This window comes from Streptomyces hebeiensis, from assembly GCF_052983195.1.
The window spans coordinates 5506527-5533061 of sequence record NZ_CM129812.1; the positions used below are offsets into that span (position 1 = coordinate 5506527).

Here is a 26535-nt window from a genome sequence, read left to right on the forward strand (position 1 = left end):
AAGTGGAGGGTTGAGCAAAACGCCATCACGGCGCCGCTCAGGGAGTGAAGATGGGCCCGGAAAGGCTCGTATGCCCACAGCAACAAGCGGCAGGCTCCACGGCCGACCCCGGCGGACCGGATCGGCCCCCTCGCTCCGCAGCGCGGTGACGAGCTTGGCGCCGGTGCCGTGATCACGCCAGCGGCGACAAGATCATCTCAGTCGTGACCAGCAGTTACGGGACACCGTCTGGGCCCCGAACCTGTCACCCGTAACGGCAGGTCACCCCATCATGATCGGAACTACAGCTGCCGTGACTGTGTCGCCGGTACCCTAGGTGCGCACTTCGAAGCAACGTGATCGCGCCGTGGCGCGGAGGAGAATAGCTGCAACATGGCACCGACCACCAAAGAAGGCCAGCGGGCAGAGCTGCACAAGACGATCTGGCGTATCGCGAACGACCTGCGCGGCAGTGTCGACGGCTGGGACTTCAAGAGCTACGTGCTGGGCATGCTCTTCTACCGCTTCATCTCCGAGAACCTAACGGCGTACATCAACCGCGGCGAACATGAAGCTGGAGATGAGTCGTTCGACTACAAGGTGCTTCCCGACGCGCAGGCCGAGTTCGCTCGTGACGAGGTGGTGGCAGAGAAGGGCTTCTACATTCTGCCGTCGGAACTGTTCGCCAATGTCCGCGAACGCGCCGCGCGGGACGAGAACCTCAACGAAACGCTCGCTCGGGTCTTCAAGAACATCGAGGGCTCGGCGCTGGGAACCGCCAGCGAGGACGATCTGAAGGGGTTGTTTGACGATCTCGATGTCAACAGCAACAAGCTCGGAGGAACGGTCGCCAAGCGCAACCAGAAGCTCGTGAAGTTGCTCAACGCCATCGGCGATCTGCCGCTGGGGCGGTTTGAGGACAACTCGATTGACCTGTTCGGCGATGCCTACGAATACCTGATGCAGATGTACGCGGCCAACGCGGGCAAGTCCGGTGGCGAGTACTACACGCCGCAGGAGGTCTCGGAACTGCTGGCGCGCATCACGGTCGTCGGTAAGAAGCAGGTCAACAAGGTGTATGACCCGGCGGTCGGGTCGGGCTCGCTGCTGCTGAAATTCGACAAGGTGCTCGGCAAGAACAATGTCCGTCGTGGTTTCTACGGTCAGGAGATCAACCTGACCACGTACAACCTTGCCCGGATCAATATGTTCCTACATGACGTGAACTACTCCGACTTCAACCTCGCGCACGGCGACACTCTCATCGACCCGGCGCACTGGGACGATGAACCGTTCGAGGCGATCGTCTCCAACCCGCCGTACTCGATCAGGTGGGAAGGTGACGCGAACCCGCTGCTGATCAACGATGAGCGGTTTGCGCCGGCGGGCGTGCTGGCGCCGAAGTCGAAGGCCGACCTGGCCTTCACGATGCACATGCTCAGCTGGCTCGCGGTCAACGGCACGGCCGCGATCGTCGAGTTCCCTGGGGTGCTATACCGCGGAGGTGCGGAAAAGAAGATCCGTAAGTACCTGATCGACAACAACTACGTCGACACGGTCATCCAGTTGCCTGCCGACCTGTTCTTTGGAACCACGATCGCCACGTGCATCCTCGTGTTGAAGAAGTCGAAAAATTCCAGCGACGTACTCTTTATCGACGCCTCAGCCGAGTACAAGCGTGTCGGCAACAAGAACAAGCTGTTCGAGGAGCACCAGGCTAAAATCCTCAATGCGTTCACCACGCGTGAGCCGGAAGATTACTTCTCCACGCTCGTCAGTATCGAGGACATTGCCACGAACGACTACAACATCGCTGTGTCCTCTTATGTGGAGTCGGAGGACACGCGCACGGAGGTCGACATAGTCGAGTTGAACGCCGAGATCGCCCGCATCGTGGCGCGGCAGGCGGGGCTGCGCACGTCGATCGACGCGATCGTTTCAGAGCTGGAAGCGGGGGGAAATGCGCTTGTCTAAACTCCTCTCCGACGCTCCCGCTGTGGCAACCATGCAAGTGGATGGATTTCTCGACGGCCACGTACTGAAGTGGGGCAAGCACAAGAGGATCAAGGTAGGGAAAGTCCACCGGAATTTCCATTGCCGTGACTGTGACGCTCAGCGAACCTTCATGTCAGGAGATGAGCTGTCATGTTTGGGCCTTGGCGGCAATCAGATCAGTATCGACGCCACACTGCAGTGCATCGAGTGCCGGTCATCCGTGGAGATATGGTTCCTGATCGGCAGCAACAGCGATATTTCCAGTGTTGCGCCGGAAGTGCGTGTCGAGCGCTACACGGAAAATCTTCGTGACCGCGCTGACAGGGTCGATAGCCATCGTGGCCCATTCTCGGATCTGGTCAAGCGAGCGCAGCTCGCGTATGAGAATCAGCTCGGTGCCGGGTCGATCATCTATCTTCGTAAGATTTTCGAGCTCGTTACGTTTGAAGTGGCCGAGATTGCCAAGATCGAGACAAAGAAGGATAACGGGCGAAATGAGCCCTTCTCCGTAGTGTTGGAGAGGGTGAATCAAGTTCGCAACATCATTCCGCGACGTTTCTCAAGTGACGGCTACCAGCTATTTCGCGAGCTCAGTGAAATTATCCATGGCGAGTCAAGCGAAGAGGAAGCGCTCCAGAAATACAAACCCTGCCTCCAGCTGGTCCTAGGCGTTGTTGACGAGGTAAGCCGTGACAACGAATACGCGCGAGCGATCGAAGAGCTAGGCTGGAACGTCGAGAATATTAGTGACATCACAGGAGGAGGCGCCGCGTGAGTGGTATCAGTAAAATGTCTCAGCAGTTGTCCTCCGTCGGGGTCGAATACCGCGCGCTCGGCCAAATCGGCGAGTTTATGCGTGGGCAGGGGTTGCAGAAAGCAGATCTGCGCGATGAGGGCGTCCCCGCAGTGCACTACGGCCAGATCCACACCTCCTATGGCGTGTGGGCCACCGAGACAAAGTCATTTACCGACCAGGTCATCGCAGCCAAGCTTCGCCACGCGAAGCCGGGCGACCTCTTGATCGCGACAACCAGCGAGGACGACGACGCCGTTGCCAAGGCAACCGCTTGGCTTGGCAAGGTGGAGGCCGTGCTGAGCGGAGATGCTTACATTTTTCGGCATGGACTTGATCCGAAGTACGTCTCGTACTTCTTCCAGTCGACGTCTTTCCAGAAACAGAAGCGTCGCTTTATCTCTGGGGCGAAGGTCCGTCGTATCTCCGGCGATTCGCTCTCGAAGATCCTAATTCCCGTCGCACCCCTTGAAGTGCAGCGGGAGATCGCGGGAGTGCTGGATCATTTCAGTCAGCTGGAGGCGGAATTGGAGGCGGAATTGGAGGCGGAACTGGAGGCGCGCCACCGCCAGTATCAGTACTACCGAGATAAGCTGGTGAGCGAGGCTGTCGGGGCGGAGCATCTTCGCCTAGGTGACGTTGGTTCGTTTGTGCGTGGACGTCGTTTCACCAAGAATGATGTGGTCGATTCTGGAATCCCAAGTATCCACTACGGCGAGATTTATACCGAATACGAAACCTCTACTAATGAGGCCGTTAGGCAGGTCCGTGTTGAGCTTCGCGATCAACTCCGGTATGCAGAGCCTGGGAGCGTAGTATTCGCCGGCGTTGGCGAGACGGTTGAAGACGTGGGTAAAGCTGTTGCGTGGCTAGGAAACGAACCAGTGGCGACGCACGACGACACATTTGTGTTTACCTCTCCGTTGAATCCTAAGTATGTCGCTTATGCGGTGCAGACAAGGGATTTTCATCGCCAGAAGGAACGCCATGTGTCTCGGGCTAAGGTGAAGAGGCTCTCGGCGGCTGGGCTCGCCGATATCAGGATCCCAGTCCCGAATTTGGCAGTGCAGGAAGAGATCGTTGAGACGCTCGACAATTTTGATGCCCTCGTCAAGGACATCAGTCTCGAGCTATCTCCCGAGATCTCATTTCGCCGCAAGCAGTACCAGCACTACCGTGATCGGCTTTTCTCGTTCAAAGAGGCTGCGGCATGAGGGAAGCGCAGGCGCGCAAGTACGACCCGATCGCCGTCTCGGCTGAAAGTACCGTCGTTGCTGAGTACGTCCCCGATGCCTCTGGAGCCGCGGCATACCAATCGGAGGCGGCGCTTGAGCGGGAGATGATCCGTCTGCTGGAGTCGCAGGCATATGAGTACCTCCCGATCACATCAGAGGTGCAGCTTGTCGCTAACCTGCGGATGCAGCTTGAGGCGCTAAACCACGTGTCGTTCTCGGATTCCGAGTGGGAGTCGTTCTTCTCTACCAGGATTGCCGGACAGAACGAGGGCATCGTCGAGAAGACGTTGCGGGTCCAGGAAGACCACGTTCAGATTCTGAAGCGTGACGATGGTTCGACGAAGAACATCACTCTCATCGACAAGAAGAACGTTCACAACAATCGTCTGCAGGTCATCAACCAGTACGAGGTTGACCGGGGCGAGGGCGGTGCGAGCTTCACGAACCGGTACGACGTGACAGTGCTAGTCAACGGTCTACCGATGGTGCATGTCGAGCTCAAGCGCCGTGGGGTGGACATCCGTGAGGCGTTCAACCAGATCAACCGGTACCAGCGCGATAGCTTCTGGGCAGGCTCTGGGTTGTTCGAGTATGTGCAGTTGTTCGTGATCAGCAACGGCACGCTGACGAAGTACTACTCCAACAGCACCCGTTCGAAGCACTTGAAGGATAACCAGAAGGCTGCCGGCGCGGGCAAGGGCAAGAAGTCAAGCAACTCGTTCGAGTTCACGTCGTGGTGGGCGGACGCGCGAAACAAGCCGATCGCGGAGCTGACCGCGTTCGTCAAGACGTTCTTCGCCAAGCACTCGCTGTTGAACGTGCTGACGAAGTACTGCGTGCTGACAGCCGACCGTGACCTGCTAGTGATGCGGCCGTACCAGATCGTGGCGACGGAGCGGATCTTGCGGAAGATCGAGTGCTCGACGAACCGCAGGACGCTCGGCACCGTCGAGGCGGGCGGGTACGTCTGGCACACGACCGGGTCGGGCAAGACGCTGACGTCGTTCAAGGCTGCGCAGCTGGCATCGAAGCTACCCGATGTCGCGAAAGTGTTGTTCGTCGTCGACCGCAAGGACCTCGACTACCAGACGATGCGCGAGTACGACCGCTTCGAGAAAGGCGCCGCCAACTCGAACGCGTCCACGGCGATCTTGAAGAAGCAGCTGGAGGATCCGAATGCAAGCATCATCATCACGACGATCCAGAAGCTGTCGACGTTCATCAAGGCGAACCGGGGACACGAGGTGTTCTCGGGCCACTCCGTGATCATCTTCGACGAGTGTCACCGGTCGCAGTTCGGCGACATGCACACCGACATCACGCGAGCCTTCAAGCGGTACAACCTGTTCGGTTTCACCGGTACCCCGATCTTCCCGGTCAACTCCTCGAGCGGCGGGAACCCGCTGTTGAAGACCACTGAGCAGGCTTTCGGCGACAAGCTGCACACGTACACGATCATAGACGCGATCACGGACAGGAATGTCCTGCCGTTCCGAATCGACTACATCAACACGATCAAGGTCGGCAACCCAGACGATAAGCAGGTCTCGGCGATCGACCGGGAGCGCGCTCTGTTGGATGTGCGCCGACTCCGCGACATCGCGACGTACATCCTGGAGCACTTCGATCAGAAGACGAAGCGGCAGACGAGCTATGAGCACGCGGTTGTCGCCAATGTAGCGGAATCGACCCGGACGAGACGTCAGGTAGAGGCGCTTCGTGAGAAGAAGCGAGTCCGCGGCTTCAACGCCCTGCTCGCCACCGCCTCAATCGAGGCAGCGCAGCGCTATTACTCGCAGTTCAAGCATCAGCAGGAGGCGCTCACCCCGGATCAGCGACTGAAGGTGGGCATCATCTTCTCCTACGGCGCGAACGAGGCCACCGATGACGGGATTCTTGACGACGAGGCGTTTGACACTGACGCCCTGAGCGGAGACGCGCGCACGTTCCTGGAAGATGCGATCCGGGACTACAACGCGATGTTCGGCACCAGCTACGACACCGGCGCCGACAAGTTCCAGAACTATTACAGGGACCTGTCACAGCGAATGAAGAATCGCGAGATCGACTTGGTCATCGTGGTGAACATGTTCCTCACCGGCTTCGATGCGACCACGCTCAACACGCTGTTCGTCGACAAGCATCTGAAGATGCATGGTTTGATCCAGGCATACTCGCGCACCAATCGGATCCTCAACTCCGTCAAACGCCACGGGAATATCGTCGTCTTTCGTGACCTTGAAGAGGAGACGAACGCGGCGCTTGAGCTGTTCGGGAACAAGGACGCCAAGGGCGTCGTCATCGTGCCGTCCTACAGCGAGTACTACAGCGAGTACGTGGAGAAGGTCACCGAGCTGCTACAGACTTTCCCGCTTGGCACCCCTATCATCGGGGAGCAGGCCCAGAAGGGCTTCATCAACCTTTTCGGTGCCGTACTGCGGCTGCACAACATCCTGACCGAGTTTGACGACTTCGCCGGCCAGGACCTGTTGACAGATCGCCAGCACCAGGACTACCGCAGTGTCTACCTCAACTTGTACGCCGAGTTCCGTGCGGAGACCGCCACGGAGAAGGAACGCATAAACGAGGATGTCGTCTTCGAGATCGAGCTGGTCAAGCAGGTCGAGATCAACGTCGACTACCTCTTGATGCTCGTTGAGAAGATGCGGGCCGAGCGTGGGGACGGTGAGGACAAGGAGATTCGTGCCCAGATCTCACGTGCGGTCGACGCTAGCCCGAGCCTGCGGAGCAAGCGCGACCTTGTTGAACACTTCGTGAACTCGCTGTCTGTGCACGGCGCTGTCGATGAACAGTGGCAGGCATACGTGGAGGCGAAGCGAGATGCTGAACTCGCGGCGATCATCGAGGAGCAAAAACTCAAGCCCGAGCAGACCCGGGCGTTCATCACGGCCGCGTTCCGTGACGGGCAGATCCGTACGACTGGTACGGAGATTACAAAGATCCTGCCCCCCGTCTCTCGTTTCAGTCGCGATGGCGGCCACAGCGACAAGAAGAAGCGTGTGATCGAAACATTGACACAGTTCTTCGAGCGGTTCTATGGGCTGGGTGCTGGAGGAGACGACTACCAGTAACGGCTCTTTCGTCTTTGTCGAGCAGGGGCAGCAGAGCCGCGACAAGTTCATGTCCTCTGGCCAGAACGTCGCGATCAAGGGTCAAACCGTTGGCTTCTACCTCTTCAGGCGCTGTGAAGAGAACCGTCGCCAGCCGACCGAACGGTAGACCCAACACACGACCGCTGAGAGCTGATCTTGTCGTCAAACTCGTCCGCAGTCAGAAATCGTGGACTATTTGTGGACGAGTTCCGAACCATCGCGCTGTGGGGGAGCGCTGACCTGTGCATACGCCAGGGGCCGAAGCGGCCTCCGGAGTCGTGTGCGCAGATTCGAATCCTGCCGGGGACACTCACAGTGTGGGAATGGACATGCGGTGTTTGCCGCGTATGTCCGCCCCGAGTGCCTTGATCGGGCACCCGCACGTTGGTGTTGGTGCCCCTTTTTGCTCCTGCCGGCGGAGCTCCACCCAGGCGTCCACCGTGTCCGGTCGCTTCTTCGCCGGCAGGGCGGCGAACCCCAGGGCGGTGCCGATGCGCCGCCAGTCCGCGAGGTCCGGGCCCGTCGCATAGGCCAGAAACTCCGGGCGGCCCGCCTTCGTCTCGCGCATGGGCGGCACGGACGTACGCGCCTGCGGGACCGTGCGGTCCTTCAGGACGTCGAACAGGGTGTACACCAGCGCCGGCTGGGGGCGCCATATCTGGGCGAGGACCGGTCCGAGCGCCAGTGCCCCGGTGCGGGACCGTGCGCAGTCCTTCGTGGAGAGCCACCGCCTTCGCCTTGCGGTCGGCGAGAGCGATGAGCATGCCGGTGTCGTAGACCGGCACCCGTGCGCTCACGCGGCGTGTCCCGGACGGCGGCCTTGCCGGTCCCGGCCGTGGACGAGCCCCAGGGCCTCCTCGGCCTCGCGGCGTTCCTGCTCCGTCAGTTCCGTGCTCGGTTCCGGGGCGGGTTCAGCGGGCAGCCCATCCGCCGCTCGCTCCGCTCGGGCGATGAGTGTGTCCACCTCGGCGAACTGTTCCTCTATGGCATCGCTCTCGGCCATCTGGCGCGTTGCGGCATGCGCCAGATATGCCGAGACGTCCATGCCTGCCCGTTCCGCGTGCTGCCTGATGCGTTCGGCCTGGACTTGCTCCAAGCTGATGGTGATGCGTGCCTTTGCCATGAAGCCATCGTGATACGTGTATGACGACAGTGCGAGTGTGGTCGAGGTGAACAATCAGGCACGCCCCCGGCACTCCCGTTCGTACCGCCCGCGCCCATTGGTATCCGCCGCCCGCTCCGCGCAGCGGGCGGCGGCTCGCTGGGGGAAGCTCCACGCGGAGCTGTACCGGCATCTCGGCCCCGCCGTCGGGCGGTTCACCGAGTTGCTGGATCGCAAGGACGAGGCCGGCGACCCGGACGAGGAAGCCGGCGCTGCCGCCGAGCAGTTCCGTGCAGAGCTCAACGACTACGTGCGGAAATACGGCTTCCTCTCTCAGATCGTGCCCTATCGCGACGCCGACCTCGAATGCCTCTACCTCTACGGCCGCCACCTGCTCAACCGTCTGCCGCGACGCGGAGACGGCGGCGGCGTGGACATAGGGGACGTCGACCTCAGCCACCTGCGCATTCAGAAGACAGGCGAGCACGACCTCGCGCTGACCGCCGAGGGAGCGGCGGAGCTGCGCGGCTTCGGCGAAGGCACGGGCGGTGCCAAGGAGCAGGAGAAGTCGCTGCTGTCCGAGCTGATCGAGAAGTTCAACGACAAGTTCGGCACCGACTTCGCGGAACAGGACGTGCTCACGCCGTTCGACGAGGCGAAGGCGGACCCGAAGGTCCGCGCCGCCGCCGTCAACGACGAGGAGAACTTCGGGCTCGTCTTCGACGAGGTCTTCGAGGACAAGATGGCCGAGCACATCGACACCATCGCCGACATGGGACGCCAGTACTTCAGCCACGACGACAGCTTCAAGCAGTCGCTCAACCAGAGTGCGCGCCAGGCGGCCTGGCGGATGATCCGTCGGGAGGAGAACATCGACGACGAGGCGGCCTGACCGACCCCGCCCTTCTGTGCCCGCCCCGCCCGGCTCACCGTTCCGCCTGGTCATCCTCCCTTATGGAGCGAGAGTCCCGCGATCACGGACGTTCCGCGCGCGGGGCGGGGGCGGACGGTCCAGGCGGTGGCGAGGCTGTCGACGAGGATCAGGCCCCGGCCGCTCTCGGAGTCGGTGTCCGGGTGGGCCAGTGCAGGCTTGCCCGTACCCGGGTCGGAGACAGCGAGCCAGTAGTGCCCGTCTGCGGGCCACAGGACGAGTTCGATCAGGTCCTCGTCCTCCCGGCAGACACCGTGACGGATGGCGTTGGTGACCAGCTCGGAGGTCAACAGGCCGAGGTCGTCGCCGAGGTGAGGGCGGAGGACATGTGGCAGCGATTCGGCGACGGCGTGCCGGGCCCGTCGCACGGAGGTGGGGTGGGCGGGGAAGCACCAGTGGACGGGTACGAGGGGGATCTCGGGCATGGCGAACTCCGTTGCTGTGGTGAGGGGTTCGAGGTCGCCGGTGGCCTACCGCCCTGGCCGCGAGCGCACCCGTCCAGGGCAGGCGGGCATGCTCGCGCGGTGCGCTTCCGGCATTGCGGTGTGTAACGTGCGCGTGACCCAACGCTAGCGGCTTTCTGTGGCGTGGCGCCACAACTTCGATGGCAATTTGCCACGATAGAGTTTGGACCGAGGGTGAGAAGCGCGGCAGACTGACGGGGCCGGGCAGAGAGGACAGCATGTCGATGCGAAGTGCACCCACTGAACGCCAACAACGACTTGGCGCTGAACTGCGCAAACTCCGCGTCGCGGCAGGTGCGAGCACGCAGTACGCGGCTGGCCTGCTGAGCCTGGACCGCGCGAAGATCTCCAACATGGAAGCAGGCACTCGGATCACGAGCCCGGAGCGAGTGCGGACGCTGGCCAGCAACTACGACTGCTCCGACCATATCTACGTCGACGCCTTGGCGGCCATGGCCAACGAAACGGAATCCGGCTGGTGGGAGCAGTACCGCGGCACCTTGCCGTCTGGAATGCTCGACATCGCCGAGCTTGAGTGGCACGCCAAGCGCCTGCTCACCGGGCAGATTGTCCACCTGCCCGGCCTTCTGCATACCGAGGAGTACGCCCGTGCGGTGTTCAACTCCGGGCTACCGCGCATGTCCCGTTTTGAGGTCGAGTTGCGCGTGAAGCATCGGATGGATCGACAGCAAGTGCTGGATGAGCCGATCTCGCTTCCGTACATCGGGTATATCCACGAGGCGGCCCTCCGTATGCGGTTCGGTGGGCGCAAGGTCACTCAGGCCCAACTCGATCACCTACAGGTCATGTCAGAGCGCGACAACATCACTCTGCGGATCATCCCCGTCAGCTGCGACGGCTTTCCGGGAGCGGGGCACGCCCTCCTGTATGCCGAAGGCCCCGTGCCGCAGCTCGACACAGTCCAGTTGGATTCCACGCACGGCCCCGAGTTCCTCCATGCCGACGCGCAACTCGCCAAATTCCGCGCCCACCTCGACTGGATGGACGCGCACTCTCTGAGCCCCGAAAAATCCCGTGAGCTCATCCACGCTGTCGCCCGCGAACTCTGAGGAACCCTCATGCCTGTCATCACGTGGGAAGCCCCCTACTGCGCGGAAGGCAACAACTGCTTCCGCCTCGGCACCGACGCCGACGGCAACGCCTACATAGCCGTCAACGGCCAGGAGGACCACTACCTCACCGACTCCCTCGAAGCCCTGCGCACCCTCATCACCGACATCAAGGCCGGCAAGGCCGACCACCTGCTGTAGTGCCTGCCGCGCGCGCTGTCACCAGTGGGTACCGTGTACAGCGATCGACTGACGTGGCATCCGGACGACGGGGGCGCGACGCGTGGCGCAGGCACGGAGAATCGGCGAGCAGGGCCGCTATGAGCTGATCGAGGAGATCGAGTCCGGCGGCATGGGCACGGTCTGGCGCGGGTACGACGCCGTCCTCGACCGGGAGATCGCGGTCAAGCTCATTCGGCCCGACGTCGTCGCATCGCCCGCGCAGGCGGGGGAGTTGACCCGCCGCTTCGAGCGCGAGGCGCGGGTCACCGCACGCATCGGCCACCCCACGGAGTGCCGCAGGTGTTCGACGCGGTGCTGGACGAGGCGTCGTACGACCGGCTGTACCTGGTGATGGAGTACGTGCGCGGGGTCCCTCTGCGCCGGGTGCTCACGGGTACCGAGGACGGAGCGGCGGTGGGGCTCCCGGTGAGCTGGGCCGCGTCGATCGCCGCGCAGGTCTGCACGGTCCTGTCGTACGCCCACGCCATCCCGGTCGTGCACCGCGACCTGAAGCCGGACAATGTCCTGATCGCCGCCGACGGCACGGTCAAGGTGCTGGATTTCGGCATCGCGAAGCTGCTGCGCACGGACGTCACCCGGCTCACGGCCACCGGCAGCCGGATCGGTACCAGCCGTTACATGCCGCCCGAGCAGATCGACTGCGCGCAGATCACACCGCTGAGCGACCTCTACGCGCTCGGTTGCGTGCTGCACGAGCTTCTCGCAGGTGAACCGGTCTTCAGCGGCGACAACGAGTACCAGCTCCTGCACCGCACATGAACGTGTCGCCGAAGCCGCTCCGCACCCTGCGTCCCGAGGTGCCGGAGGACCTGGAGTCGCTGACCCTGGACCTGCTGGCCAAGGCGCCCGAGCAGCGTCCGGCCGACGCGTACGTGGTGTACGAGCGCCTGTCGCCCCATCTGCCGCAACCGGGTTCAGCGGCTGTCCCCGTAGTCTTCCCCGACGGTGACTCCTCTTCCGTGGCTCCCGACCCGACGGTGATCTACCGGCAGCCGAACGCGCCCCTGCGGCGGACCACGGCGCCAGGTCCGCGGACCTCGCGGAGAGGGGGCGGTTCGCCCAGGCCGAGGACGTTCTCAAGGCGGTGATCGCCACGGCGGCCACCGCCCTCGGCGCGCACAACTCCCGAGTGCTCGGCCTTCGACGGCAGCGCGCGGCGGTCCTCATGGCCGGCAAGGACTTCCGGCGTGCCTTACCGGAGTTCGACGCGCTGGCCGCCGTATACGCCCGTACGGCGGGACCCGCCGGCGGCAGCGCACTGGAGTGCCGCCGGCACGCTACCCACTGCCGGGCCAACCTCGGCCAGGCCACGGCCGCCCTGCGGGAGTTCCAGGAAGTCCTGGAGGTCGTGGCCGACACGGATGGAGACGCCTCCGAGACCGCGCGCGACCTGCGCCGCAGCATCGGCGTCCTCTTCTTCTCCGAGGGCCGCCGCACCGAGGCCGAGGGCGTCCTCGACGCCCTCCACGAAGACATGTGCGTCCTCTTCGGCGAGGACGACGAGGAGACCCGCGAGATCGCCGACCTCCTCGCCCGGCTGCGCGGCCCGGAGGGGTCAGGCTCCTACTGACGGCCCCACCGGTACCGTCAGACCTCGTCCTCGGCCTCTTCGCTGTGGATGCGCTGTGCCAGATCCCACAGACTGCGGCCATCCGCGAGGAACCAGCGGGCTGTCCCCTGGTTGGCCACCGGCCGATCGACCCATTCGGCATCCGCCCACATCTTCAACACCAGCCCGGACGGCGAGTACTGCTGCTCGTCGTACGCCCACAGAATCGGCTTGGTCCTGTGATTGACCCAGGTCGCCTGGCGTCGCCTTTCGTCTCCGACAAGCCACTCTTCCATGGCGTCACGCTCAGGCTCGTTGAGAGCCACGTACTGAAGGGGTGCTCCGTTCTTGATGACACGGCGGTCGACCAGGAGCGGCACGGTGTTCGGGCGACGCGGCTTGCGCTCCTTCACGGGAGGTTCGGGAACGGCGACGCCATCGGTCAGGTCGCCGAGGACACGGTTCGCGAGCTCCCGGCATGTCTGTGCGGTCTGGAAGGCGGTCCTGATCTGAGGTCGCGGCCCGTAACGAGTGACGATCTGGTGGGTCAGCCGACGCACCAGGTCCGGTACGAGGGCAGGGATCTTCTCCAGGACCTCGCTGTCCCAGTCGAAGTCGGGGTCATCGATGCTCGTGGCATCGAGATGCTGGAAGAGCAGGTGGGTGACGAGAAAGCCACCGTGCTCCGCGGTCGCCGCCTCGCGGCTGTTCTGCCCACTGCCCAGTTCGTAGACCGCGCTCCGTGCCGCGCGCAGCGTGAGCACCGAGCGCCACACCTTCTGTGGCGAGGGCTCGCGTTTGAACAGCAGGGTGTGGCTGCCCGTGGGGCCCTGCTCCCAGAGGTTCTCCGTGGAACTGGCGGCCCTGGCGGCCTGTTCCGCATCCGGGTGCAGGCACGCGAGTGCGAGAGCGAGTTCGTCCAGTGAACAACCGGTCTCGGGCGCGACCGGCTCACCCCGCTTGATCACGTACTGCTTGCGCAGTTCGGCGCGCAGGTTGGCCTTGATCGCCTGGTGCACGGGTTCCAGCGCCACGTGATCGCGCTGCTCGATGGCGTTCTGCCGGTTCGCCGCCTGCGAGACCTGGACGCCGAATTCCCGGTCCTCATGCGTGTTGATGACCTTGATGCTCAGGGTGGCGTTGGCCGCAGCCTCACCATCGTCGTGCATGGCCCTGGCGACAGCCCGTACCGTCTGAGCGCCGTTCACGATGCTCGCCCCGGCGACGGTGAGGGTGGTCGGCCTGCTCTGCGGTGCCTTGGCACTGTCGTGCTTCGCCGTGAGCGAGTTGCAGATCATGGTGATGCCGTTGTTCAGGTGCCAGAATTTCGTGGGATCGGACGTAAGGGTCTGACCGATCTCCGCATTGGTGACGGTGGTGCCGAGCGGGGCCCGGAGATTCTGCTCGAACAGACCGGTACCGTGCTTCTCGTACCACCCGGCGACGCTCTCGGCGGAGACCGTGCCCTGATAGGCCTCAAGTGGTCCCTTCTGCTGATACCAGTCGTCAAGGCGTACGGCCAGACAGATCGGATCCGGCCGAAGATCCGCATGGATCTGGTCATGGAAGTCTGCGGCGTACAGCACCTTGACGCGCATGCGGGCGCCGTGCTTGTTGAACTCGTCGAGAGCGTTGTCGAGAACCTCGCGTGCGGGCGGAGACGGCTCCACAGTGCCCATCAGCGCGATGACCAGAGTGGCTCTCTCGTTGACGATGAACGGCCTGGCCTCCAGGGCGAGGGCGCCGGCCCGCTGGTTGAACTGGTCGTACAGCTCGTTCTCGATCCGGTTGAGGCCGTCCACCATCGCCTTGGCGGCGTCCACGTCGAAGGTCGCCGTGCCCTTGTCGCTCCACTTCGCCTGGACGAGCAAGGCCTGTCCGCTCTCCGGGAGGGGGGCGATGGCGTCCAATCCCTGGTCAGCGATGCCGTCCGTGACGAACCGGGCCGCCTCAGCCACACTGCACTTGGCCAGGCGCCGTACCGCGAGTGCCGCGAGAGCGCGGGAGAGAAAGCGCTGTTCGTAGTTGCCCCCGCGGAAGTGGGCGATGTCGCTGTCGTCTATCACCCCGTCGAATGTCTCGTGCAGCTGCTCGCGCACCTGCGTGACCTGGCGAGGTGTGTCCGCCCCCGAGGTGGCCATGAATGGTTTGCCTTCCCACTGGTGGTGTCATGTGATGCCCTGAGCCCGCATCCCGATCCCTGAGCCGTTGCCACGCGGCCGACCGCTGAAGTCGACGACCATCAAAGCGACACCGACCGTTTCGACAGTGGCCTCCACCCAGTCCAAGGCCACTTCGAAGGACACGTCGCGCGCACCGAACCAGCCGTCGCGCACCAAGCGGGCGAAGTCGGTCGGCACCAGGTGGCGAGTGAGCACGTCGGTGGAAAGGCCTGGGAGACCACGCGCTGTGCCGGTCGAGACCGCTGCCGCGATCTGTTCGTAGGGGTAGATCGCGCCGGCGCTCGTCCGGTGCAGAGTGGCGGTGAAGGGCACCTGTTCGTGAACGCGGAGAAAGAGAGGGTCGTTCAGCAAGCCGTAATCGTCGGCGCTGCGTGGGGCGGGTCTCGGTAGGCGGTGAACACGGCCGAGGAAATCGTCCAGACTGTGCCGGGCGTCGGACGACAAGAGCCCGTTCGGGCCAGGACTCAGGTAGCGCAGTACGACGAGCGTCCGGGTGGCGACGTGGTAGTAGTAGGCGTCGAGGGAGCCCTCCCCGCCGTCGACCACCCACCGATCGGTTATCGACGTGGCCTCGAAGTCGTAGCGTTGGCGGCCTTTGCCGTTCGCGAACGCCTGGACGACGGTCTCACCGACCCCCTTGAACCTCTCCGCCGCCTGGCCTCGGATGTCGTCGAACATCGGCTGAACCGCGGTCCCGGTGAGGCCGCTGAGGAAGCTTGCCCGGGCGGCTTTCCCGTCCCAGCCCCGTACCGACGCGAAGTCATTCGGAGTCAACCCGGCCATCTTGGCGAAGAGCAGCAGAGCGTCACGCTCATCGCGCCAGCGGAGTTCCCGGTCGCTCCAGCCCTCGCCGTCGTCGAGCAACGGCAGCAGCCTCTGGACTTCCCTCTCGACATCAGGGGAGATGCGCCGCAGTTTGGCGAACACGACGTCCGCGCCGACGGTGACAGGACCGCTTTCCGGTAACGACCTGGCGAGTGCGCCGTCCCGCTCGCCGTCGGCGCGCCAGAGGCCCGAGAACGGCACCAGGTCTCGGAGCCTCCGTACGCGGGTGACGACGACCTTCCGGTCCCGGTCGGTCTCGCGAGCAGGACGCACGATGCCCAGCCCCCAGATCCGCTCCGGTTGCTCCCGGGCACCTTCGTCACCCTGCTGGTCGGCAGGAGCAAGCAGGATCGCGAGGTGCGACTTGACCTCGGGCCAGTCACGGCAGGGTTGGGAGTAGGACCTCTCCTTGGTGAGGTCACCACCGAGCAGACGAAGGAAGCCATGGTCAGGGCGCAGAATCGCCAGCCGTGGCGACCGCGCCGAAGACGGGAAATCCCCCCGCCTTGGTTGTGCGAATGCCATCCACTCCCCCAAATCGCCTGCCACCATACCGAGCCAGGCACCGGGGATGGTAGCGCGCAAGCTCCAACCTCTGGCTCACGCGCCCCGGCTCTCACCGCTTCCGCCGGCTTACGTCAAGCTGCGCGCCGGTCGCTTCCCCCACCTGAAACGGCCAACCATGGGATCGACATTGTCCCGCAAGGTCGTCGAGCCGGTCACCCCTCGACGCGCTTTCGGACGCGGTCCTCGACAGGCGAGCCGGCTCACCGGACGGCGGACACGGCCACGAGGGCGAAGGCGGCGACGGCGAACACCGTCCGTATGCCGTGCAGGGTGTTCCATCGGGCCTCGAACGCCTTCCGCGGCCGACTCGTCGACGCTTTCGCCGTAGCCCGCCAGATCGAACGGGACAACCTCAACGAGCTCATCCAGGTTGCCGAGGCGGAACACGGCCCCGTCACGGACGAGGAAGTCCAGGCCCTGCGTGACCAGCTCCACCAGGCGCGGCGCGGGGGGACGGCGGGCGGGGCGAACGCCGCGTGACCCGCTCCACCGCCATGCCCGGCGGCACCCTCGTCCTCGACAGCGAAGGGCTGGCCAAGGCCGTCCTGCGCGACCGTACGGTCACCGGCTGGCTCGCCCTGGCCCGCGCCGACGACCTGCGCGTCATCACCTCCGCGGCGACCCTCGTGGAAGTGGTTCACCCGCGCGTCAACCGCCCGGCCCTGGAGTGGACGCTCTCCCGCCTCGTCGTCGAACCGGTCACCGAGGCCGTGGCCCGTCACGCCGCCGTGCTCCTCGCCGACAAAGGGACGCACGGTCCCAAGTACGCCATCGGCGCCGTGCTCGGAGCCACCGCCCTCGCCGCCCCCGGGCCGGTCACGATCCTCACCTCGGATCCCGAGGATCTCACCGCGCTGTGCGGCGGACGCGTCACCGTCGTCAAGATCTGACGGCGAGTCACTACGAGGGGTGTGTGGTGCCCCGCGGGCCGTCGGACGCTCGTCACCGCTCGGGTACTTGGGACGTGCGTCCGGCGAACGGGCCGGGGGAGGCGGTCGGGGCGGGTGAGATGGACGGGCCGGGGAGGCGGTCTGGGCCGGTACGAGCGCGGGGTCGTGTTCGGCCAGGTGACGTACGGTCTTACGGGTGAGCAGTCAGCGAAAGCCCCGGGGCCCGTACCGCAAGAGCGCGGAGCGGCGCGAGCAGATCCTCCAGGCTGCCTATGAGGCCGTGGACGAGCACGGGGAGCGCGCGTCCCTTCAGGACATCGCGGCCCGGGTCGGGGTGACGCAGCCGGCTCTGACGTACTACTTCCCCACGCGTGACGAACTGCTCGTCGCGGTTCTGGAGCGGCGGGACGTCGTGGGCAAGGCCCTGGCCAGTGCGGCCGGGGAGGGGGAGGGCCTGGTCAGGGCCCTGGCGGCCAGTGCGAGCCTGACCACCGACCATCCCGGGGTCGCCAAGCTGTACGTCACGCTCTCGGCGGCGGCCACCGACCCGGAGAGCCCCGCGCACGCCTACTTCGCCGAGCGCTACCGGCGCCTGGCGTCCGAGGCCGAGGAGGGCGCGGCGGTGCAGCAGCGGGTCGGCGGGATCCGGGCCGACGCGCCCGCCGACCACCTGTCCAGGGTGATCATCGCGGTGATGGACGGACTCCAGCTCCAGTGGATGCACGACCCCACGGTGGACATCGCCGCGATCGCCGAGACCTTCGCGCTGCTGCTGGTGCCTCCGGCCGACGCCGAGCCGGAGGCGAAGCCGGCCGAGTGACTGTGCGCGGGGGACGGCCCGTGGGGGAGGCGTAGGCCGTTCCCCGCGGGCCTCTTTTGTGTCGGGGTGTGCGTTGTGGGCAACGGACGGCACGGAATTCTCACCCGCGGCAGCCGCTCCGCGCGGGACCCGGACGCCGCGGGCGGGCCGGCCGGCCGTCGAGCGGACCCAGGAGGCGGGGCGGTAGGCCCCTCCGGGCATCCTCCGGGCTTCCTCCGGCGCCTTCCTTCGGGCCTCCTCCGGGCCTCCTCCGCGTGCGTGTGCGCGTCCGGCGAGAAGTCCTCGTCAGCCCTCGTCCTCGCCCTCGTCCTCGTTGACAGCGCGGCTCGCCGGACGGGCTGGCCCGTAAATTTTTTAAGTGATAGATTTTAAATCCGGAAGGGTCGCCTCGGGGCGGGCTCGCCGCGAGGCCGCCGCCGCGCCGTCGGAGAGTGGGCCCGGCGCCCGGGGAACGCCCCCTTCCTGCGAAGACCTGACGCAGACCTCACGAAGACCCCGAGGAGGCCCCCGGGACGACCCCGGGCGCGAGCCCGGCACGAGCCCGGGGCGACCCCGGTCCCTCGGGCAGCCCCCCCCCCAAGAAAGCCAGGCGACCGTCCGGCGGGATCCGGACGGGAACCGGTCAGGAAGAGGACCCACGTGATGCCCGCCCCCCAGTCCGCCCCCCAGCCCTCCAGTCCCTCCAGCCAGCCCTCCAGCACCACCCCCGGCGCCACCGATCCGCAGGACCTCGCCCAGGACCTCGCTCAGGACCTCGGCTTCGACCCCGAAGCCCTGCGCGCCCGCTACCGCGCCGAGCGCGACCGCCGGATCCGCCCCGACGGCAACGCCCAGTACCGGGGCGAGGGCGGCGAGTTCGGCTACTACGCCGACGACCCGTACGCCGACCCCGAGTTCACCCGCGAGCCCCTGCACGACCGGGTGGAGGCGCTGGTCATCGGCGGCGGATTCGGCGGCCTGCTCGCGGGCGCCCGGCTGCGCCAGGCGGGCGTGACGTCGATCCGCGTGATCGACAAGGGCGCGGACTTCGGCGGCACCTGGTACTGGAACCGCTACCCGGGCATCCACTGCGACATCGAGTCGTACATCTACATGCCGCTGCTGGAGGAAGTGGGCTACGTCCCGAAGTGGCGGTACGCGCCGGGCGAGGAGATCCGCCAGCACGCGCGGGCGATCGGCCGGCACTTCGGCCTCTACGACGACGCCTGCTTCCAGACCGCCGCGACCGAACTGCGCTGGGACGAGGATGCGTCGGAGTGGATCGTCTCCACCGACCGGGGCGACCGGATACGGGCGCGCTACGTGGTCGTCTCCACCGGAACGCTCAGCCAGGTCAAGCTCCCCGGCATCCCGGGGATCGAGACCTTCAAGGGGCACACGTTCCACACCAGCCGCTGGGACTACGCCTACACCGGCGGTGACGCGGACGGCGGCCTGACGGGGCTCGCCGGCAAGCGGGTGGCCCTCATCGGCACCGGCGCCACCGCCATCCAGGTCGTGCCCCACCTCGGCCGGGACGCCCAGCACCTGTACGTGTTCCAGCGCACGCCCTCCTCCGTCGACGTACGGGACAACCGGCCCACCGACCCGGAGTGGGCCGCGTCGCTCCGGCCGGGGTGGCAGCGGCACCGCATGGAGAACTTCCTCAAGGTCGTCACCGGCGTGCGGACGGACGAGGACCTGGTGAACGACGGCTGGACCAGCAGTGCCCGGCTCCAGGAGAAGATGATCCCGACCAACGCGTACGAGCACATCCCGGCCGAGGAACGCGAACGCGCCTACGAGATCGTCGACTTCCAGAAGATGAACGAGATCCGCGCGCGCGTGGAGAGCGTCGTCGAGGACCCGGAGACGGCCGAGAAGCTCAAGCCCTGGTACCGCTACATGTGCAAGCGGCCCACGTTCAGCGACCACTACCTCCAGACCTTCAACCGCCCCAACGTCACTCTGGTCGACACGGCCGACACCCACGGTGTCGAGCGCATGACCGAGAACGCCGTCGTGGTCGGCGGCACCGAGTACGAGGTCGACTGCGTCATCTTCGCGACCGGCTTCGAGACGGGCGTCTCGGGCGTGCTGTCCGGCGGGCTGCCGGTGTACGGGCGGGGCGGCGAGAACCTGCTGGGCTCCTGGCGGTACGGCCCGAAGACGCTGCACGGCTTCTACAGCCACGGCTTCCCCAACCTCTTCCTGCTGGGCCCGCTCCAGAACGCGGCCTCCGTGAACTTCGTGCACGTCCTGGACGAACAGGCCACCCACGTCGCCGAGGTCGTCGCCGGGGCGCGGGAGCACCGGGCCCGGTACGTCGAACCGACCCCCGAGTCCCAGGAGGACTGGGTGGCCGCGCTCCGGGAGAACGCGCCCGACCTGTACGCGTTCCACGCCGAGTGCACCCCCGGCTACTACAACAACGAGGGCAAGCCCCGGGAGAGCAACGAGAGGTACGCCGACGGGCCGGTCGCCTTCCACGAACTGCTCAGGGACTGGCGCGCGAACGGCGGCATGAGCGACGTGCTGGTGACGGCGGGGACGTCCGCGGCAGCGGAGGCGGCCGGGTCGTCCGGGTTGTCCGGGGCGCCCGGGACCGCCGTCGCGGCGAAGGCGAAGGAGGGGGAGGACGCGTGAACGCCACGTATCCCAGCCGGTTCGACGCGGCCGGGAGCCGGCCCGTGGCCACCGCCCCCGGGAAGGCCAGGCGGCTCAACCCGCCCAACCGGCTGTGGGGTTCGAACGGAGTCGCGTTCGGCCCCGACAGCCGGCTCTACGTCGCGGAGTTCCTCGCCGGGCGGATCAGCGCGGTCGACCCCGCCACGGGGGACGTCGAGGTGATCGTGCCCATGGACGGCCCGGTCGCGTCGCCGGACGACCTCGCCTTCGGCGCGGACGGCTCGATGTACATCGCGGACCTGGCCCCCGGCCGGGTGTGGCGCCGTACGCCGCGGGGCGACTACAGCCTCGTCTCGGACCAGGTGATCATGCCCAACGGGATCACCTGCGTCGGCGACCGGCTGTTCGTCAACGAGATGCGGCCGGGCGGCCGGCTCATGGAACTCTTCCCCGACGGCGGCGACCCGAAGGTGCTCACCGAAGGGCTCGCGCTCGGCAACGCGATGCAGCTCGGCCCGGACGGCCACCTGTACTACCCGCACATGATGACCGGCCAGGTCTGGCGGATCCCCCCGGACGGCGGAGTGCCCGAGGTGGTCGCCGAGGACGTGCACGAACCGGTCGCGGTCCGCTTCGACCAGGGCGGTGTCCTGCACGTCCTGTCACGGGGCGTGGAAGGCATCGTGACCCGTATCGACCTGCACGGCACCGGCTCCCGGACGCTGGTCACCAGCGGCCTGGTGGGGCTGGACAACGCGGCGTTCGACGCGGAGAACCGCATGTTCGTCTCCAGCTACGCCAGCGGTGGCATCACCGAACTGCACGCCGACGGCCGCACCCGCGAGATCGTGCCCCGCGGCCTCGACGGGCCCTTCGGCCTGACGGTCGACCTCGGCGGCACGGTGTACGCGGCCGACCACTACCGGCTGGCGAGCCCGGCGCCGACCGACGAGGGCGAGCCGGTCACCGTCTCCGCGGCGAGCGAGGAGGGCGGCGTCACCTCGCGCAACCTGCGGCCCTTCGCGCACGGCGTCGCCCACGCGGACGGGCTCGTGCACGTCACGTCGCAGTACGGCGACGTCCACACCTACGACCCCGACCGGGGGACCACGCGGGAACGGTCGTCGGGGCTGGAACAGCCCATGGGCATCACGGTCGGGCCGGACGGCTCGCTCGTCGTCGCCGAGGCGGGCGCCGGCCGGGTCGTGGCCATCGACGGGAGCGACACCGTCACCGTGCTCGCCGACGGGCTCGACCATCCGGTGGACGTGGCCTTCGACACCGAGGGGCGCTGCTACGTGAGCGACGACCGGCTCGGCGCGGTGCTGCGGCTCGACGGCGGCGAGGCGGTCGTCGTGGCCGAGGGGCTGGACGCCCCGCAGGGCCTGGTCGTCCGTGACGACGAACTGTGCACGGTGGAGGTCGGACACCGGCGGCTGCGGGCGATCTCGCTGACCACGGGGGAGAGCCGGATCGTCGCCGAGGGCCTGCCGGTCGGTCCGCCGCCCGGGTCCCGGAGTGCCGGGGACGGGCGTGCCGGGACTGTGCGTGCCGGGGCCGGTTCGGTCCTCGTCGTCCCCGACCCGCCCCTCCCGTTCGCCGGACTCGCGCTCGCCCCGGACGGTTCCCTGCTCGTCTCCGGCAACGGCGAGGGCAGCGTCTGGCAGGTGGAGGCGTGAGCGGGGGCCGGCCCCACCGCCCTCCGGCAACTCGAGCGACAGCCCCGACAGCCCGAACAGCCCGAACAGCCCGGACAGCCACGCTCCGGCACGGATGACCGACGTACACCCCAGACATCAGACACAAGGAGCGTCACATGAACAGCACGGGTCTTGAGGGCCGGGGCGTCGTCGTCACCGGCGCGGCATCGGGCATAGGCAGGGCCGCCGCCCTGAAACTCGCGAGGGAAGGCGCGAGGGTCCTGGTGGCGGACCTCGACCGGACGGGAGCCGAGGCGGCGGTCAAGGAGATCGAGGCCGCCGGGGGCGTCGCCCTGTCCGTGGTCGGGGACCTGAGCGAACAGCAGGTCGTGGCCGAGGTCGTCGAGCGGGCCGTCGACGCCTTCGGCGGCGTGGACGTCCTGGTCAACAACGCCGGGATCATGGACCGGATGTCCGCGCTCGGCGAGACCGACGACGCCGAGTGGGAGCGGGTGATCCGGATCAATCTGACGGCGCCGTTCCTGCTCACCCGCGCGGTCCTGCCGCACATGCAGGCCGCGGGGCGGGGCTCGATCGTCTTCACCGCGTCCGAGGCCGCCCTGCGCGGCAGCGCGGCGGGCGCCGCCTACACCGCTTCCAAGCACGCCGTCGTGGGCCTGGTGAAGAACCTCGCCGTGATGTACCGGGGGCAGGGCATCCGCGCCAACGCCATCGCTCCCGGTCCCACCGCGACCAACATCCAGGTGGACACGGGCCAGGACGCCCACGGCCCCGCCGTCGTGGGCCGGTTCATCGGCGCCAACATCGGCCGGATGGGTACGGCGGAGGAGCAGGCCGCCGCCATCGTCTTCCTGGCCTCCGACGCCGCCTCCTTCGTCAACGGCGCCGTCCTCCCGGTCGACGACGCCTGGGCCGCCGTCTGACGGACGGGGCCGCCGGCCGGCGGACGCCCGGGGCGCGGGCCGGAAGGCCGAGTGGCGCGCGCGGGACGGACGGCAGCGGCCTCGACGGGGCGTCGCGCATGTGCGGCGGGTCGTTGCGTACGCTTCCGTCGTTCGACCTCGCCGACTCGGCCGGGGGCTGCGGTGGCCTGTGGGACCCGGCCGTCGCGGAGGAGCGCGATGTCCCGAGGTGGTGGCGATGATGGCAGGCAGGACGAGACGGGACGAGCAGGTCAACGCGACGCGGGAGGCGCTGCTGACCGCGGCCGAGCGGCTGTTCGCCGAGCGCGGTGTGTACGCGGTGGCCAACCGCCAGATCAGCGAGGCGGCGGGGCAGGGCAACAACGCCGCCGTCACCTACCACTTCGGGACCAAGGTCGACCTGGTGCGCGCGATCGTCCGCAAGCACGCCGTGGGGATGGAGGACATCAGGGCGCGGCTGCTGGCCGAGATCGGCGACTCCACCGAGCTGCGGGACTGGGTGGCCTGCGCGGTCCGCCCCGTCACGGAGCACCTGGAGGCTCTCGGCCGGCCCAGCTGGTACGCCCGGTTCATCACCCAGGTCACGGCCGACCCCGCACTCCGCGCGATCGCGTCCGAGGAATCCGCGGACGCCGGCCCGTCGATGCGGATGATGCAGGAGGGGCTGAACCGGTGCCTGCACGAGCAACTGCCCGACCTGCCCGCCGAGGTGTACGCCGAGCGCGGCACCATGACACGTCACCTGATCTCCCAGATGGCCGTCGAACGGGAACGCGCCCTCGCAGACGGCACCCCGACCTCCCGCGCGACCTGGCGGGACACCGCCACCGGACTCATCGATGTGATCGTCGCGCTGTGGCAGGCGCCGGTCACGCGTGAGGAGTGATCGCCGTCCGGGCCGACGGGTGACGTCCGGTGGTCACCAGGACACGGGGAGGGACTTGACCCCGTAGGCGGTCCCGGTGTGGTCGAACTCCAGGTCCGCGATGTCGACGGCCGGCCGTAGCGTGGGGGTCCGGCGGCGTACCCGGGACGGCGGCGCCGGGGCCTGCCGGACGCACACGACCGCATCCCGATTTGCTTGACTTAGGCAAGTTGCGGATATGGTGGTCGCATGCCCACACCGTCACCCGCAGCAGAACCCGTTCCCGCGGCCGTGAGCGACATCGAGCGGGCCCTCTCCCGCGTCTCGTACCTCGCGGGCCGGGCCCGGCAGCACGAGCGTCTGATGGCCACGGCCGGGCTGGCGTTCGACAGGGCCGCCGTGGCGATCCTGCGGAACGTCGCCGAGGCCGAGCCGCTGCGCCCCGGGGAGCTGGCGGCCCGGTTGTCCGTGGAAGCGTCCCATGTCACCCGGCAACTGCGGCAGCTGGAGATCGGCGGCTACGTGACCCGCGTCCCGGACCCGGACGACCGCCGCGCGCAGCGCGTACGGCTCACCGAAGCGGGGCTGGCCGCGGTCGACCGCGTTCGGGAGGCGAGCCGCCGGGGGATGGAGATGGCCCTGGCGGACTGGTCGGCCCAGGACCTGCGGCAGCTCGCCGGGCTCTTCCACCGGCTGGTCGACGACTTCGTCACGCACTCCGAGAGAAATGGCGACACCCGGCTCTCCGCCCGGACGGAACCGGAACCGGGACCGGGGGCGGCACCGGGGTCGGTGCCCGGACCGGCGCGAGGACCCGGGCCGTCAGGCAGTGAGCCGAGGATGAGGCCGTAAGAGGCCGTGATCGGTCACCGGCAGGGGCGCGTTTCCGGCGCTTGAGGCGCCGGTCCGCGGCCGGGCGCCGGTCCCCGGCCGCGGACCGGTCCGGGTCCCCGGTGCGCTACGGCTCGGTTCCGACGTCTCGGTACGGCCGCCCCGGGTGCTCGACAGGTAGTGGGCGACGTCGGTCGGGGTGATGCCACCGACGGGACGTGCGGGTGAGGTGGGGGCCGGGTGCGCGCCCCGCACGCCCTCCGCGGGCCCGCCCACCGGCCGTTACGCCGCTGCGGGGCGCCGGAAACCGGGCGGGGGACGATTTCTTGGAACTCCGTTTGAACACACCGTGGTTCGGCTCCGTATGAATACCCGAAGCATTCTTCGTCTGCTGCCGGCGAGCGGACTTTCGTCCCCCACAGGAGGTCTTGAGTTGAGCCACAAACGCATACCCAAGCGGAAGCTCGTTTTCGCCGGCGGTGGCGCCGCGGCCATCGCGGCGGCTGCGATTCTGCTGCCCAACGCCAACGCCTCCCAGGACGCGCCGGACACGTCGCCGAAGGCTTTGAGTGCCGCATCCGCGAGTGACCTCGCCTCGCAGCTCGCCTCGCAATTGGGCGAGGCTTTCGCGGGCTCGTATTACGACAAGGACAAGCAGCAACTCGTCATCAATGTCGTCGGGGACAACAACAAGATCGAACTCCGGGCACAGGAGGCCGGCGCCGTCGTCAGAAACGTCAAGAACAGTACGGCGCAGCTGAAGTCCGCATCGCAGACGCTGAAGCAGCAGGCGACCATTCCCGGCACCGCCTGGTCCGTCGACCCGAAGACCAATCAGATCCAGGTCACGGCGGACCGTACGGTCACCGACGAGAACTGGACGAAGCTGGAGTCCACCGTCCAGTCGCTGGGCCAGGACGTGGCCCGGGTCAAGCGGTCGCAGGGCGAGTTCACGACGTTCGCCGAGGGCGGCGACGCGATCTTCGGCGGCGGCGCGCGCTGCTCCCTCGGCTTCAACGTCACCACGCAGGACGGCGCCCCCGGCTTCATCACGGCGGGCCACTGCGGTGTCGCCACCGAGGCATGGTCGGACGCCCAGGACGGGGAGCCGGTGGCCACGATCCAGGCCGCGACCTTCCCTGGCGAGGGTGACTTCGCGCTCGCCACGTACGACGACGCCGCGACCGAGGCCACGTCCACGGTGAACACCGGCGACCAGGTCGTGGACATCAACGCGGCGGTCGAGGCGCAGGTCGGCCAGGACGTCATCCGCATGGGCAGCACGACCGGCCTGAACGACGGTACGGTCACGGGCCTCGACGCCACCGTCAACTACGCGGAGGGCACGGTCACCGGCCTCATCCAGACCGACGTCTGCGCCGAGCCGGGCGACAGCGGCGGTCCCCTCTTCACGGCGGACGGCGGCGCCGTCGGCCTGACGTCGGGCGGCAGCGGCGACTGCACGGTCGGCGGGGAGACCTTCTTCCAGCCGGTGACGACGGCCCTGGCGGCGGTCGGCGCCCAGATCGGCGCGGGCGACGCGGGCGGCGGCGCCGGTGAGGGCGGCGCCGGTGACGAGGGCGCGAACGCGGGCGCGGGCGACGAGGGCGCCAACGCCGGTGCCGGCGACGAGGGCCTGAACGGCGGCGCGGGCGCGGGTGACCAGGGGCAGGGCCAGGGTGACGCGGGAGCGAACGCCGGCATCGGCGACCAGGGCCAGGGGCAGGGCCAGGGCGACAACGGTGAGGGAGCCGTCGGCAACAACGGCGGCGCCGCGGGCAACAACGGCGGCGCCGCGGGCAACGACAGCGGCAACGGAGTCGGCGACGCGGGCAACGGAAGCGGCAACGGCAGCGCCTCCAACAACGGTTTCTGACCCGGCGGGCACC

General features: G+C 67.1%; 22 protein-coding genes and 2 pseudogenes. 18 read left to right on the forward strand and 6 right to left on the reverse strand.

The annotated features are described in order from the left end of the window. Positions 1-372: 372 nt before the first annotated feature. The 5 genes from ACU6P3_RS23700 to ACU6P3_RS23720 are packed head-to-tail and all read left to right on the forward strand — an operon-like array spanning position 373 to position 7242. The gene (locus ACU6P3_RS23700) at positions 373-1953 is read left to right on the forward strand and encodes a type I restriction-modification system subunit M (RefSeq protein ID WP_447194016.1); all 1581 of its coding nucleotides are present in this window, start codon (positions 373-375) and stop codon (positions 1951-1953) included. A 22-nt stretch (positions 1954-1975) separates the two neighbouring features. Next, complete coding sequence (locus ACU6P3_RS23705; protein ID WP_447194017.1) at positions 1976-2749, forward strand: hypothetical protein; 774 nt, start codon at positions 1976-1978, stop codon at positions 2747-2749. Continuing rightward, positions 2746-3981, forward strand: a complete 1236-nt coding sequence (locus tag ACU6P3_RS23710; RefSeq protein ID WP_447194018.1) for a restriction endonuclease subunit S — start codon at positions 2746-2748, stop codon at positions 3979-3981. The genes ACU6P3_RS23705 and ACU6P3_RS23710 overlap by 4 nt, the downstream gene beginning before the upstream one ends. Beyond that, a complete protein-coding gene (locus tag ACU6P3_RS23715; RefSeq protein WP_447194019.1) occupies positions 3978-7094 on the forward strand; it encodes a type I restriction endonuclease subunit R in 3117 nt (1038 codons plus the stop codon). Before ACU6P3_RS23710 ends, ACU6P3_RS23715 begins: the two co-directional genes overlap by 4 nt. After that, positions 7069-7242 (forward strand): hypothetical protein, encoded by a 174-nt coding sequence (locus ACU6P3_RS23720; protein WP_447194020.1) that lies wholly within the window; start codon positions 7069-7071, stop codon positions 7240-7242. Before ACU6P3_RS23715 ends, ACU6P3_RS23720 begins: the two co-directional genes overlap by 26 nt. 183 nt (positions 7243-7425) lie before the next feature. Here ACU6P3_RS23720 and ACU6P3_RS23725 read toward each other — a convergent pair whose 3' ends face one another. Together ACU6P3_RS23725 and ACU6P3_RS23730 are read right to left on the reverse strand one after the other, a co-directional pair. Continuing rightward, positions 7426-7749 carry a hypothetical protein gene (locus tag ACU6P3_RS23725; RefSeq protein WP_447194021.1) on the reverse strand — a complete coding sequence of 108 codons (324 nt, stop codon included), beginning with the start codon at positions 7747-7749 and terminating at the stop codon, positions 7426-7428. 159 nt (positions 7750-7908) lie between these two features. Continuing rightward, the gene (locus ACU6P3_RS23730) at positions 7909-8238 is read right to left on the reverse strand and encodes a hypothetical protein (RefSeq protein WP_447194022.1); all 330 of its coding nucleotides are present in this window, start codon (positions 8236-8238) and stop codon (positions 7909-7911) included. 127 nt (positions 8239-8365) lie between these two features. Between ACU6P3_RS23730 and ACU6P3_RS23735 the strand changes: the two are divergent. After that, positions 8366-9109: pseudogene (locus tag ACU6P3_RS23735) on the forward strand (type I restriction endonuclease subunit R); the annotation flags it as partial. Positions 9110-9159: 50 nt separating this feature from the next. Here the strand turns inward: ACU6P3_RS23735 and ACU6P3_RS23740 are convergent. Further along, positions 9160-9573, reverse strand: a complete 414-nt coding sequence (locus ACU6P3_RS23740) for an ATP-binding protein (RefSeq protein WP_447194023.1) — start codon at positions 9571-9573, stop codon at positions 9160-9162. A 257-nt stretch (positions 9574-9830) separates the two neighbouring features. On the opposite strand from ACU6P3_RS23740, the gene ACU6P3_RS23745 reads away from it, so the two are divergent. From ACU6P3_RS23745 to ACU6P3_RS23755, 3 genes and pseudogenes are all read left to right on the forward strand, one after another. Continuing rightward, positions 9831-10682: a helix-turn-helix domain-containing protein gene (locus ACU6P3_RS23745; RefSeq protein WP_447194024.1), complete on the forward strand. Its 852-nt coding sequence runs from the start codon at positions 9831-9833 to the stop codon at positions 10680-10682. Positions 10683-10691: 9 nt separating this feature from the next. Beyond that, entirely contained in the window at positions 10692-10883 is a 192-nt protein-coding gene (locus tag ACU6P3_RS23750; RefSeq protein WP_447194025.1) for a hypothetical protein, read from the forward strand. Between the two features lie 82 nt (positions 10884-10965). Continuing rightward, positions 10966-12495: pseudogene (locus ACU6P3_RS23755) on the forward strand (protein kinase domain-containing protein). A gap of 17 nt (positions 12496-12512) precedes the next feature. Here the strand turns inward: ACU6P3_RS23755 and ACU6P3_RS23760 are convergent. Both ACU6P3_RS23760 and ACU6P3_RS23765 read right to left on the reverse strand, forming a co-directional pair. After that, on the reverse strand, positions 12513-14615 hold the full coding sequence (locus ACU6P3_RS23760; protein ID WP_447194026.1) for an AIPR family protein: 2103 nt from the start codon (positions 14613-14615) through the stop codon (positions 12513-12515). 27 nt (positions 14616-14642) lie between these two features. Further along, positions 14643-16067: a hypothetical protein gene (locus ACU6P3_RS23765; RefSeq protein ID WP_447194027.1), complete on the reverse strand. Its 1425-nt coding sequence runs from the start codon at positions 16065-16067 to the stop codon at positions 14643-14645. A gap of 252 nt (positions 16068-16319) precedes the next feature. Between ACU6P3_RS23765 and ACU6P3_RS23770 the strand changes: the two genes are divergently transcribed. From ACU6P3_RS23770 to ACU6P3_RS23800, 7 genes are all read left to right on the forward strand, one after another. Beyond that, a complete protein-coding gene (locus tag ACU6P3_RS23770) occupies positions 16320-16529 on the forward strand; it encodes a hypothetical protein (RefSeq protein WP_447194028.1) in 210 nt (69 codons plus the stop codon). Beyond that, positions 16526-16939, forward strand: coding sequence for a DNA-binding protein (locus tag ACU6P3_RS23775; RefSeq protein ID WP_447194029.1), 414 nt, complete (start codon positions 16526-16528; stop codon positions 16937-16939). The genes ACU6P3_RS23770 and ACU6P3_RS23775 overlap by 4 nt, the downstream gene beginning before the upstream one ends. A 196-nt stretch (positions 16940-17135) precedes the next feature. After that, positions 17136-17759 carry a TetR/AcrR family transcriptional regulator gene (locus ACU6P3_RS23780; protein WP_447194030.1) on the forward strand — a complete coding sequence of 208 codons (624 nt, stop codon included), beginning with the start codon at positions 17136-17138 and terminating at the stop codon, positions 17757-17759. 642 nt (positions 17760-18401) lie between these two features. Beyond that, positions 18402-20384, forward strand: coding sequence for a flavin-containing monooxygenase (locus ACU6P3_RS23785; RefSeq protein ID WP_447194031.1), 1983 nt, complete (start codon positions 18402-18404; stop codon positions 20382-20384). A 44-nt stretch (positions 20385-20428) separates the two neighbouring features. After that, entirely contained in the window at positions 20429-22045 is a 1617-nt protein-coding gene (locus ACU6P3_RS23790) for a hypothetical protein (protein ID WP_447198037.1), read from the forward strand. A 137-nt stretch (positions 22046-22182) separates the two neighbouring features. Beyond that, entirely contained in the window at positions 22183-22950 is a 768-nt protein-coding gene (locus ACU6P3_RS23795; protein WP_447194032.1) for an SDR family NAD(P)-dependent oxidoreductase, read from the forward strand. 220 nt (positions 22951-23170) lie between these two features. Continuing rightward, positions 23171-23836, forward strand: a complete 666-nt coding sequence (locus ACU6P3_RS23800) for a TetR/AcrR family transcriptional regulator (RefSeq protein ID WP_447198038.1) — start codon at positions 23171-23173, stop codon at positions 23834-23836. Between the two features lie 33 nt (positions 23837-23869). Here ACU6P3_RS23800 and ACU6P3_RS23805 read toward each other — a convergent pair whose 3' ends face one another. Then, positions 23870-24013, reverse strand: a complete 144-nt coding sequence (locus ACU6P3_RS23805; protein ID WP_447194033.1) for a hypothetical protein — start codon at positions 24011-24013, stop codon at positions 23870-23872. 51 nt (positions 24014-24064) lie between these two features. Here ACU6P3_RS23805 and ACU6P3_RS23810 point away from each other — a divergent pair, with 51 nt between their 5' ends. Both ACU6P3_RS23810 and ACU6P3_RS23815 read left to right on the forward strand, forming a co-directional pair. Next, positions 24065-24667 (forward strand): MarR family winged helix-turn-helix transcriptional regulator, encoded by a 603-nt coding sequence (locus ACU6P3_RS23810; RefSeq protein WP_447194034.1) that lies wholly within the window; start codon positions 24065-24067, stop codon positions 24665-24667. Between the two features lie 412 nt (positions 24668-25079). Continuing rightward, complete coding sequence (locus ACU6P3_RS23815; RefSeq protein ID WP_447194035.1) at positions 25080-26522, forward strand: S1 family peptidase; 1443 nt, start codon at positions 25080-25082, stop codon at positions 26520-26522. The last annotated feature ends 13 nt before the right edge of the window (positions 26523-26535 follow it).